The organism is Paenibacillus sp. J2R1T-4 (genome assembly GCF_059692235.1).
This window is the reverse complement of the sequence record NZ_JCAUBA010000009.1, coordinates 1-11,820: the sequence shown is the minus strand read 5'-3', so window position 1 is coordinate 11,820 and position 11,820 is coordinate 1. Positions and strand designations below refer to the sequence as shown.

Sequence of the window (11,820 nt, the reverse complement as noted above, 5' to 3'; positions counted from 1 at the left end):
CCTTTAACTCATTTCTTCTTGCCATAAATCGATAAGCGCTTGCCCCAACCCGATCAACGCCTGTTTTGCAGTTTCGGAAATTTTGCTCTGATTCTGCGGTTTATTCAAATCCTTCAACAGATCCTCGATGTCCTTCTTCGCGTCTTTCAAAGAGCCCTGGCTTAAATGACGATCGGCTTGATTCAGTTGGTTCCGTAGTTGGGTTGTCAAAGGCTCCTTCACATCCCCGGATGCTGCGAAACCGTTTACGGAATCACGGACGATCTGTACGGTCGGCGTGAGCCCTCCGTCGCCGATCGGTCCTGCGGCGGCGCTTATCACCGTGTCTCCCGTCTTCGGCGACATGGTCGTTTTCGGGGTGACCTCGAATTTGATATACTTGCCAACGTTTGCCTGCGTAAGTGTGAAGGTTTGCCTGACTGCTCCTTTTATTTCCTTATAACGGCCGTCAAGCGTATCTGAAATCAACCATTTGTAGGTCGTCCCCGATTCTGGATCGCCGTTAGTGTCCACATAATAATAGCTTCCAATGAGTGTCTGACCTGCCTCCGCAATCCCCCTGATCGCGACATTTACGGCCATTGGCGCTTGTTGTGGACTTGGGAACATGATGGTATCGGACAATAACTTGTGACCGTCAGCGCCTTGAATGAATAATTTCAAATAATAGTTATCTGCGTTGTCCGGCATTGCAAACCCCACTCCGTATTCGGCTGTTTCTCCGGGAGCAGCCGTTCGGGACACATACGCTAGCTGCTTGACCGCATCTTTGGAATTGTATAGCACGACATAGAAGGAAGCCATTTGCACCGATTCGGTGTTATTCGTGATTTGTGCGGCCACCTTAATGAATTCTAATCCCTTCATGCTTGTAACGGGGTTGCCGACGGCATCTTCGAACCGGAGGTCCGCAATCGCAAATGAGTGAACCGTTACGCTAGCTGTAACTGTAAGCCCACTATAAGTTGCCGTAAGCTGCGAGACACCGTCATCCGCTCCTTTCACAACCCCATGTGCGTCAATGGTTGCCACTTCGGGGTTCGATGAGGAATAGGCGGTTTGCACCGTAACATCCTTGGTCGTGCCATCTGAATAGTAGGCGGTTACGATCAATGGATGTGATCCGCCGGGACTAAGAACATAAGCGGCAGAATCGAGGACAAGATCCGTTAACGTTACCACTTTGCTGGTTACCGTTACATGTATGGTGGCGGATTTGCCGTTATAGCTGACTGTAATAACAGCTTCGCCAGACGAAATTCCGGTCAATAGGCCCGATGCGCTCACGTACGCCACAGCAGGGTTCGATGACGCATAGACGACCGCACTCGTAATATCGGTCACGGTTCCGTTAGAATAGACAGCCGTTGCAGCGATCTGTTTGTAGCCGTTAATATCCAAGGTGGCCGCAGACGGATTCAAGCTGATTTCGTTGAGGATTTTATCCACTTTAGACTCATAGGCGCCAATGTCGTATCCGGAGCCTATTGGCCTTACAACGCCATCCAAGTCGAGGGCTGGTATCGGATAACCGGCATTGTTAGCCGCATTGTCAATGGCCGGACTTGTAACTTGCAGTCGGACATCATCATTGCCGGGATTGACCAGCAGCGGATCGGTGTTGATTGGCGAACGATCCCAGCTTGGCCCGGCACCGTTGCCGTACCAAATATTATGATCCCCGTTCATGATTACACCGGACGGAATCGTGCTACTCAACACATAAGGGGTCGCTGTGCTTGTCGTAAATAAAATGTTGTTGCGGAAATCGACCGTATAACCGTCATAAGACTTGGCTACTGAGATCATGCCGGATGTATTGGCTGGGGCACCCGAAGGGTTGGCGCTGCAGTCGTACATCGTATTGTTGTAAATATGCAGCAGCGCTCCTGATCCCGGTGCTCCCGGCTGGATGGCCATGCACACATAAGCCCAGGCCGGGTCACTGTTACTAGGGACAGGTCCCCTTCCCGAATGCAGAATGACGTTGTTGTACACCCAGTTTTCACCGGTAATGTATTCGCCGATCAGAATGCCCCGACCTGCCTGGTTGATAATGTAATTGTCATGGATCCGATTGTTGGTCTGATAGGCGCTGAACGCCCCTTCCCGATAAATGTTGATTCCGTCAAATGCGCTGTTGTCATGTAAATAGTTCCAAGCGATTTCACGGTTCGACTCCGTCGGCAATCGGGGAGCCGTGCTCTTCTCCGTGCTTTGCAAATAGATCGGATGATATAATTTGCTCGTACCCGGATAACCGGTATTCGTTACTTCATTGCCGAGCATGTAAAGATCATTGCCCACCGCCGTCACAGCTCCCGTAGGCTGGTTGCCCGAGGGGGCCGTTATTTTACTGCCGATCAAGCGGAACCCGGAGCTTAAGCTGGCACCGGTTTGATTGCCGGTAAGAGTCAGCTTGGAAATTACCCAATACATACTGGCGTCATTAAAGTTGCCCGCACCAGATCCGACAAAAGTGGACCAGGCCTTGTCATAACTATTGCTGCCGATTGTAACCGAGGCGCCAGGATAAGCGACCAACGCTTTTGGCATCGCCTGCGTACTTAGTTTACTGGACGGCAGGCCGTACTCCAGATTCATCGTCGCACGGTCTCCGCAGCCGCAAATCTGTTGAACACCGTCCCCCACATACAGCGTATCGCCGGAACTTATTTTCAGGATTGCTCCGTTCGAGCTCGTATTCTGCAGCGTTTTCCATGGATTCGACCAGCTACCGTCGCCGGTTGTATCGCTGCCAGTCGTCTTCACGAAATAAATATTGCCGGAACGGACTGTGAATGGCAGTGTGTTGGTCGAGGTGCCGCCGATCACCGCTTGAATGGTCGTCACGCCGCTCGGTGCCCCGCTTGGAATTTGGAATGCGACCATCTGCATTCCGTGCTTAGAATACATATCGGCTGGCGACGTGGCGTTGCCCCAGGAATAAATGCGCGCGGATACGCCTCCCACCAAAATTTGCGAGGTACCTTGAGTGCTGCCGAGGTTTTTACCCCACACCGTTACGATTGCGCCTTCCTGACCAGAGATCTGGCCGAGCGAAGTATCGGTATTCCCGGTTTTTGGGCCTGATACAAGGTCGGAGAAATAGAGCACAGGAGCAGGTCCGGCTTCTTCTACTGTAACAATTACCATTTCCATTCGTCCACCATAATTTACCGATATTGTTATAATTCCCAGCGCCGTAGCTGTTACTTCTCCCTGGTTGACCGTTACGATTCCCGGTGCCGATACATCATAGACGGCTTGCGAAGTTACATCCGCCGTACTGCCATCCGAATAAACAGCGGTTACCTGCATGCGGTGGCTCCCACCCAAGACTAGGCTGTAGGCGGTTAAGTCAAGTTGAATGCCTGCTAATGATAAAGGCTCTACCTCTATTGCGGCGGTGGCCGTTTGGCCTCCATATCCAACGGTGAGCGTCGCCTGTCCTATGGCAACCGCAGTTACTACGCCGGCAGCATTTACGGTCGCAATGCCCGCTGCCGATGACGAGTAGCTCACGCTTGCCGTCACGATGGATGTGCTTCCGTCCGCATAATGCGCGGTAACAGCCACCTGATGCGTCCCGTTAGGCGATAAACGATATACATCTGAATCCAATGTGATTGCTGATAAGGGGGGCGGCGTTACCGTGATAGCGGAAGTTGCCGTCATTCCGCCATATGACGACGTTATTTGCGCCGAACCCTGCTTCAGGGCTATAACAGTTCCCCATGCATCGACCGAGGCGACTGCCGGTGCGGATGAAGAAAATTTGGAGCCCGCAGTTACGTTATAGGTGCTGCTGTCCGCAAGCGCAGCTGTAACCGACATCGCTTGTGATTCTCCGACCGTCAGCCCGTAAGCACCCGATGCGAGCGTTATCCCTGTTAAAGCCGTTGTTGTCGTTACCTTATGATTCTCCAACTTGAACACATCGTTAACCCCTGTGTCGCTATACAAGGTGACTTGGCCTAGATCGTCCGGTACGGGGGCTCCGGTTCTGAACGCGTAATTGTCGGCAATCTGGGTTTCAACACCGCCCGGTTCCTGAGGCGTAATATATACACTATAGAGCTTAGCTGGCAAATTCGTGACCATTCTCACGTGGTAGGTCTTGTCAACCACCAGTGGAATCGCAGCCATACTGCTGTATACACCGCCATTCCTGACGGAGAAAACACCTTGGTGCAAGTTAAGAATCATGGCGAAATTTCCGTATCCGGGCGTCATGTCCGTTGCCGTTCCTCCATAGCCCACCGCAGCATCGATGCTCGTCTTTAGAGGTGTAATATCGAATTCAGCGGTCTGGATACCGGTATTTCCCGTTCCAAGGCTGAAAGTTCCGGCTGCAGTGCTCGTTTTCGGATACCAGGCTGGCACATCGCCGTATGTAAATGTACGGAAGTAAGTTTCGGACGGGAAATGTCCGCTCCCGCTTGTATAGATCACCTTGACCTGAACAGTCGGCGAAGCTATTTTCCAATTCGTCTGTGCCGTGATACCCAACAGGTTTCCTTGATTCAGTGTAATCGTTACATCCGGATTGCCGGTACCCGGCGAAGACAAAATAACGGTCGAGGTGTCATAACGGTTCCCGACCTCCAAGCTTTTCAACACTTTTCCTGGCGGTAGTGTGAGCGTCTTGCTCACTTCATTATTGGAGAAATCCGCAATTGATGCCCATAAGTCCGAATATTTATCATAAGCAATTGTCCTCCAGTGAGGTGCGCTATTTCCAAAGTTAATGCCACTCAGATTGCCTGTGATATTCTGGTATCTGTCCGTAAAGGATTGGAAATTCACCGTAGTGTCACCCGCTGCTCCGGCAGCAGGAATCGGCAGCAAGCTGGAAGCAGGCAGTAGATACGATATAGCTAAAGTAAAAATGAGCAAGAGAGAACAAACTTTCTTGAACATAAGAACAACCCCCTAATCCTATCAATATGGACTTCCGCACTTGATCTTGGCGAGCTGCCGAGACTTCCTAACAGCTTGAGAAAGTCTCGGTCATCTCAATCAATATTCCAATCCGCTTCAATGAAACGCAATCATAAAGGCAAGGAGTCGTATAAATTATTGAAATCTTAGTACTCGTATGCTCCAATGTCATATCCTGCACCTTTAGGTCTTGCAACACCGTCAAAGTCACGGGACGGAATCGGGAATCCTGAAGGTACACTAGCGCTGTTAATTGCCGGGCTGCCCGACTGCAAATGGAGATCGTTCCCCGCAGTATTGACCAGCAGCGGATTGGAGTTAATCGCTGAAGTGTCCCAACTTGGTCCAGAGCCATCGCCATACCAAATATTATGATCCCCGTTCATGGTTACACCGGACGGAATGGTGCTACTCAACAAATAAGGGGTCGAACTGCCGGTCGTATATAGAATGTTGTTGCGGAAATCGACCGTATAACCGTCGTAATTCTTGGCTACTGAGATCATGCCGGATGTATTGGCTGGGGCACCCGAAGGGTTGGCGCTGCAGTCGTACATCGTATTGTTGTATATATGCAGCAGCGCTCCTGATCCTGGTGCTCCCGGTTGGATGGCCATACAAACATATGCCCAGGCCGGATCTCCACTCGGTATAGGACCTCTGCCCGAATGCAGAATAACGTTATTGTATATCCAGTTTTCACCGGTGATGTATTCGCCGATCAGAATGCCCCGACCTGCCTGGTTGATAATGTAGTTATCATGGATCCGGTTATTGGTCTGATAGGCACTGAATGCTCCTTCCCGATAAATGTTGATTCCGTCAAACGCACTGTTGTCGTGCAAATAGTTCCAGGCGATTTCACGGTTCGACTCCGTCGGCAATCGGGGTGCCGTGCTCTTTTCCGTGCTTTGCAAATAGATCGGATGATATAACTTGCTCGTACCCGGATAACCGGTATTCGTTACTTCATTGCCGAGCATGTAAAGATCATTGCCCACCGCCGTCACAGCTCCCGTAGGCTGGTTGCCCGAGGGGGCCGTTATTTTACTGCCGATTAAGCGGAACCCGGAGCTTAAGCTGGCACCGGTTTGATTGCCGGTAAGAGTCAGCTTGGAAATTACCCAATACATACTGGCGTCATTAAAGTTACCCGCACCAGATCCGACAAAAGTAGACCAAGCTTTATCATAACTATTGCTGCCGATTGTAACCGAGGCGCCAGGATAAGCGACTAACGCTTTTGGCATCGCCTGCGTACTTAGTTTACTGGACGGCAAGCCATACTCCAGATTCATCGTCGCACGGTCTCCGCAGCCGCAAGTCTGTTGAACACCGTTCCCCACATACAATGTATCTCCGGAACTTAATTTCAGAATTGCGCCGTTCGAGCTTGTATTCTGCAACGTTTTCCAAGGATTCGACCAGCTGCCGTCGCCAGTCGTATCGTTGCCGGTCGTTTTGACGAAATAAATATTTCCTGATCTAATTGTAAATGGTAGTGTGTTAGTTGAGGTGCCGCCGATCACCGCTTGAATGGTCGTGGCGCCGCTCGGTGCCCCGCTTGGAATTTGGAATGCCACCATCTGCATGCCATGCTTCGAATTCAAGTCGGCTGGCGACGTGGCGTTGCCCCAGGAATAAATGCGCGCGGTTACGCCTCCCACCAAAATTTGCGAGGTACCTTGGCTGCTGCCGAGGTTTTTACCCCACACCGTTACGATTGCGCCGTCCTGGCCAGAGGTCTGTCCGAGCGAAGTATCGGTATTCCCGCTCTTAGGACCGGAAACAAGGTCGGAGAAATATAGAATAGCGCTGCCACCCGGAGTTGGCGTTGGGGTTGGTGTTGGAGTTGGTGTAGGCGTTGGTGTTGGTGTTGGTGTAGGCGTTGGTGTTGGTGTAGGCGTTGGTGTAGGCGTCGGGGTTGGGGTGCCTCCCGCTGGGTCGCCATAAACAAAATCATCAAAGTCAACATCGAACGCACCGTGGTTGTTCGTCACGGTAATCGTCACATTTGTCGCCGCGGTCGTCCAGCCCGTTGTATAAGTGCTTGTCGTGCTGTTGCCCGGCGGCGTAATCGTAACATTCGAGTTGCCCGATGATGACATCACAATATTTCCTATGCTGTAGCCGGTGCCTATCTTCACACTTTTCAATACTTTTCCTGCGGGAAGCACAATTGTTTTGGATACCGCTGATGTTGAACTCGAAGATATACGGGCTTGATAAGTGGAATTTCCGCAGCATGGGTCCATCGATTCCCATACCGGACTCGCCGAACCCCAGTCAATCCCTCCGTACACTCCCGTTATAGGCTGATACTTGCTCGTATACGAGTTAAAATCCACCGTTACATCAGGGGGAGGTGTTGGCGTAGGTCCAGCTGCATCGCCATATACAAAATCATCAAAGTTAACATCATACGCACCGTGGTTGTTCGTCACAGTAATCGTCACATTCGTGGCTGCAGTCGTCCAGCCCGTCGTATAAGCGCTCGTCGTGCTGTTGCCCGGCGGTGTAATCGTAACATTCGAGTTGCCCGATGATGACAGCACAATATTTCCAATACTGTAGCCGGTACTGATCTTCACACTTTTCAATACTTTACCTGCCGGAAGCACAATCGTTTTGGATACCGCCGAGGTTGAACTCGAAGAAATACGGGCTTGATAGGTTGCATTGCCGCAGCATGGCCCGTACGATTCCCAAGTCGGACTTCCCGTTCCCCAGTCAATTCCTCCGTACACGCCTGTGATCGCCTGATAGTTGCTCGTATATGAATTAAAGTCTACTGTCGTATCTCCTGCTGCCTCTGTTTTTTGAAACGGCCCTATGTTTGATATCAGAAGAATGAAGGCACCTGTAAACACCAAGATGAACAACAACATTTGGACTTTTCTCATTCTCATTTCGCCTCCCGAAGCAAAATTGATCCATAACATAATACTCCTTCCGTCAAAAAACTGTCATTTCACAAAAAGAGCTGCTCGGTCATATACCTATCCGTATTTTTGAAGTTTCACTATTTTCACCCCCTTCAAGTTTATCTGTTTGAATGTAATCGATTTCTTTTATTATGTATACGGACTATTATGAAAACGGCGGACATTTCCCTGTTCCTGTATGCGGACACTGCAGAAATCGACCAATAAAAAGGTATCGGATGAACAGGATGCAGGATGGAGCCTAGCTGGGTTTGAAAAGCCTTTAGAGCTTCCATCTCTCCATTCATCTCCTTACCCATAAGGGGCACATACAAGTTTGGCAGGAACGACAGTTCACCATCTGTTTCATAAACCACTACCGTCCCGTTCCAGAAGTAAGGGCGTGTTGCTGCGACAGAAGCTTGATGAAGGGCTGCGTAAAGAAGCAATTACCACTCCTCCGCAATCACTAGAATCATTCCTTTTTCACGAGATTAATAGTTTACTATACCTTTCCAAGCATTGAAGATCGGCATAGTATAACGAAGGCTATCAATGATCTTAAAGGGAGAGATTGCTATGAGAGTTTTGATTTCCACTATATTCGCTTATCCGCCAAGAGGCGGGGTGGGAGTGTATATCGAAGAGTTAAGGAAAGGCCTTGAGCAGAACGGCCATAAAGTTGATATATTGGCCAGAGACAACGACCACTATTATATTACACGCAATAATTCCCGCACTCTGGCAAGCAAGAATGGCCTTGTAAAAACCAACATACCACCTTTGTTCCAGACCAACTCAGTCGGTCAAAAGATGGGAAAAAGATTGCAAGCCCTGCAAAATGAGGCGATGAAGTTCATAGGTGCGGTCCAATCCATAGATCTGAGGCAATATGATGTTATTCATGCGCAAGACATTGTGTCATCCAGCATATTGGGTTATTCCAAACCTGGCGATGTTCCACTCATTTTGACTATACATGGATGTGTTACGGCCGCCTATTATTACTTCGGATACATCAGTCCAGGCAGCCTGCCATGGAATGTGGTATCCCTCTTCGAAACAAGCGCCATCGAGCAAAGCGATCGAACGATTCTCCCTTCCAATTGGCTGAAAAAAGTGTATCAAAAAGTGAATATCCCTACATCTAACATGACCGTCATCCATAATGGAATCCATATCCCCTCCTTCAAGCGCCAAATGAACAAAGCATCAGGGTTAAAGCGTCCATCTAATAAAAAAGTGATCATCAGCACTGGCCGACTTGAAGAAATAAAGGGACTGGATACTTTATTAGACGCACTGGCCAAATTAAAACACGATCGGACAGACTGGGTGTACTGGCTTGTCGGCAGCGGCGGGATGGAAAAGAAGCTAAAGAAGCAAAGCCGTAAGCTTGGCCTTGATCCTTACGTCAAATTCCTTGGACGACGCAGCGATATTCCTTCCCTGCTGAAACAGGCGGATCTATACGTCTTGCCTAGCCTTGAAGAAAACTATCCTTACTCTCTGGTAGAGGCGCAAGTGGCAGGTAAATCGATCATCGCTTCCGGGGTAGGAGGGATTACCGAAATGGTGAAGCATAACTCAAACGGCCTACTCGTTCCAGCGGGAGACAGTGATAGGCTTTACCAGCAAATAAAGAGATCGATAGGTGACCCTGGCCTGCAAAAGCGGATGGGTGAACAAGCCAAGAATTGGGGAAAGAAGCATCTCTCGCTTCCTGTCATGATGGAACAAGTTATGAGGGTATACAATCAAGCCATACAAAAGGTCAAGCAATAGGAGGAAAGAGCAATGTTAGGCAGAGGGTACTCCATGATCAAATTAGATCGGGACAATATGCAACGTTATATATCCGATCTTCTGGAAGTAGAACAGTTGGTTCATCAGGAGAGAGGGTCGTTATACTCTATCGAGTTATGGGATGAGAATCAGTTCTTGTCGGATTTACCCGGAAAATTCGAAACAAGCTATGGAGTTGTCAAAAAGGATAAGCTCATTGCATTCATGATATGTTCAACCCCTTTCCCTGATATAAATTATGTGCATCGGGTCGCCGTCCATCCGCAGTATGCGGGAAGAAAATTAGGAAGAAAGCTTATGACCAAGGCTTATTTGGAGTGGAAGAGGATGCCGCAATATAATACGATCACAGCCGTCATTCGAAAGGATCATAAGCTGTCACTGCCCTTCGCTGCGCTGCTTGGTGCGCGAATAGCGGATAAGCCCTTCCTGACCCGTTTCTTCGAAGCCAGGGGAAAGACGGATATACAAGTATTGGACGATCATTTCGTGGATGAGCATGGTATTGCTTATGTGCTGATCTATATCAATAAATAAATGCAGGCTGGAGATAAGTAAGGCTTCGGAACCTTTTGGGAAGAGGTGTGCATGAGGTGTTGACTAAAATATGTGTTTACCAGCCTAATGTATTCCCGCCTCTTCACTACTTCAATCGAATTATGAACAGTGATGTATGGGTTATTCTTCATGATGTGCAGCTTAATAAGAAAGTAGGGCAAACGTCATTTACAGTGAAACTAAACGGCCAGAAGCATATGATCTCCATTCCGGTGTCCGGCGGGAATCGGGTGAAAATCAATCAAGCCGTCATACCCTATAGCGATAACTGGATCCGCACCATACAAATGACCTTGCACCATGCCTACAGCAAAAGCCCTTATTATGCAGCCGCGGTGGAGGCCGCTGACTATCTCCGTCTGCATCAAAGGCTGAACACCCCTTTCTCTATCTTCTGCGAACAATTCACATTGGATATGCTGCGCAGGCTGGGATGGCAGGGCAGTGCGGTTGGATCAATGGGACTTGCTGTCGAGCTGAAGGCATCTGAACGAATGGCTGAGATCGCCTCTTTAGTGAATGGAACGCATTATTTGTGCGGAAAAGAAGGCTTTACTAATTATTTGAACCTATCTGATTTCCGGAAACGCAACATAAAAATTAGGGTTCAGGAGTGGAAATGTCCCGAGTACCCGCAAAGCTTTGGGACATTCCTCCCCAATCTATCGATATTAGATTTGCTTGCAAATGTTGAAATGGAGGAAGCCAGAAAGATCCTTCTCTCTGGAGCAATGACCGGTTGGAGTCAATATGAATGAGCAAAATGGTGTCATCCTTCCGAGGATGACACCATTTTGCTCATATCCATATTATATTGGCTGCTTCAACTGTTTCAGTTCTGCGCATAATGCTTCGATCTCGCTGATACTGAAATTTTTCTTGTTCATGATCATGTCGTAAATTTCCTTAATATCCTCGTAGCGGGAAATACCGAAGTGCTCGGGCTTGATGGAAGCCGCGGTAACGACCTTGAGCTTGTTCTTAATCTGCTCGACCATGTAAGCGATGTTCGTTTCGCTTGGCGTAATCAAATCCATCAGGGATCTCCTTTCGATAGGAATTTATTGTTGTTATTGTACCATGCTTGATGGAAACCGCCTAGCCTACATCCGTTCTCATGGACAAGTATGGGAATACTTTTCCCATTCGATGCAAATAGTATCAAAGATGAATACGAACAACCCTATCAAATACTAACGAAGGAGAATCCAACAATGGAAAACAAAACGCATGAAGAGAATTACAAAGGCACAGCGCATATGAAAGCTGAGAATCAAGACATGGCCTTCGTTAATGATGTAATCGAGAAGGAAGCTTCTGAGCAAACGATTCGAGGCACAGAAGAAAAGAGCGGTTTTGAAGATGAAGAAGTAGAATAGGAAGCAAGGTCTCTGGCGAAATCAGTTAGATGCGCAGGAGGGCAGAAAGGAGAGCTGCGATTGCCGTTGTGCGTTTCTCCGCTCCACCTTCCTGCCCATCCCTCGGTTTTAAGGGTTTTTCTCACGAATGCTCACTCACTCGCAGGATTTTAACACCCATAGAAATGACGAATACTGCAAATACATGCTCATATAAGCATTTGGTCCAT

At 48.8% G+C, this 11,820-nt stretch carries 8 protein-coding genes; 4 read left to right on the top strand and 4 right to left on the bottom strand.

Features of this window, described 5'->3' with window-relative positions; translation table 11 throughout:
* Positions 1-3: 3 nt before the first annotated feature.
* From AC58QD_RS16255 to AC58QD_RS16245, 3 genes are all read right to left on the bottom strand, one after another.
* A complete protein-coding gene (locus tag AC58QD_RS16255) occupies positions 4-4,923 on the bottom strand; it encodes an Ig-like domain-containing protein (RefSeq protein WP_497335039.1) in 4,920 nt (1,639 codons plus the stop codon).
* 167 nt (positions 4,924-5,090) lie between these two features.
* A complete protein-coding gene (locus tag AC58QD_RS16250; RefSeq protein WP_497335037.1) occupies positions 5,091-7,847 on the bottom strand; it encodes a choice-of-anchor Q domain-containing protein in 2,757 nt (918 codons plus the stop codon).
* Positions 7,848-7,987: 140 nt separating this feature from the next.
* On the bottom strand, positions 7,988-8,317 hold the full coding sequence (locus AC58QD_RS16245; protein ID WP_497335035.1) for a hypothetical protein: 330 nt from the start codon (positions 8,315-8,317) through the stop codon (positions 7,988-7,990).
* A 130-nt stretch (positions 8,318-8,447) separates the two neighbouring features.
* Between AC58QD_RS16245 and AC58QD_RS16240 the strand changes: the two genes are divergently transcribed.
* From AC58QD_RS16240 to AC58QD_RS16230, 3 genes are read left to right on the top strand one after another with little or no spacing between them, the layout of a single operon-like run.
* Positions 8,448-9,653: a glycosyltransferase family 4 protein gene (locus AC58QD_RS16240; RefSeq protein ID WP_497335033.1), complete on the top strand. Its 1,206-nt coding sequence runs from the start codon at positions 8,448-8,450 to the stop codon at positions 9,651-9,653.
* Positions 9,654-9,665: 12 nt separating this feature from the next.
* On the top strand, positions 9,666-10,211 hold the full coding sequence (locus tag AC58QD_RS16235; RefSeq protein ID WP_497335031.1) for a GNAT family N-acetyltransferase: 546 nt from the start codon (positions 9,666-9,668) through the stop codon (positions 10,209-10,211).
* A gap of 56 nt (positions 10,212-10,267) precedes the next feature.
* Positions 10,268-10,990 carry a WbqC family protein gene (locus tag AC58QD_RS16230; protein WP_497335029.1) on the top strand — a complete coding sequence of 241 codons (723 nt, stop codon included), beginning with the start codon at positions 10,268-10,270 and terminating at the stop codon, positions 10,988-10,990.
* A 51-nt stretch (positions 10,991-11,041) separates the two neighbouring features.
* Here the strand turns inward: AC58QD_RS16230 and AC58QD_RS16225 are convergent, their stop codons facing one another.
* Positions 11,042-11,269 carry a DUF1128 domain-containing protein gene (locus AC58QD_RS16225; protein ID WP_497335027.1) on the bottom strand — a complete coding sequence of 76 codons (228 nt, stop codon included), beginning with the start codon at positions 11,267-11,269 and terminating at the stop codon, positions 11,042-11,044.
* A 177-nt stretch (positions 11,270-11,446) separates the two neighbouring features.
* Between AC58QD_RS16225 and AC58QD_RS16220 the strand changes: the two genes are divergently transcribed.
* Positions 11,447-11,611 carry a hypothetical protein gene (locus AC58QD_RS16220; protein WP_497335025.1) on the top strand — a complete coding sequence of 55 codons (165 nt, stop codon included), beginning with the start codon at positions 11,447-11,449 and terminating at the stop codon, positions 11,609-11,611.
* Positions 11,612-11,820 lie beyond the last annotated feature (209 nt).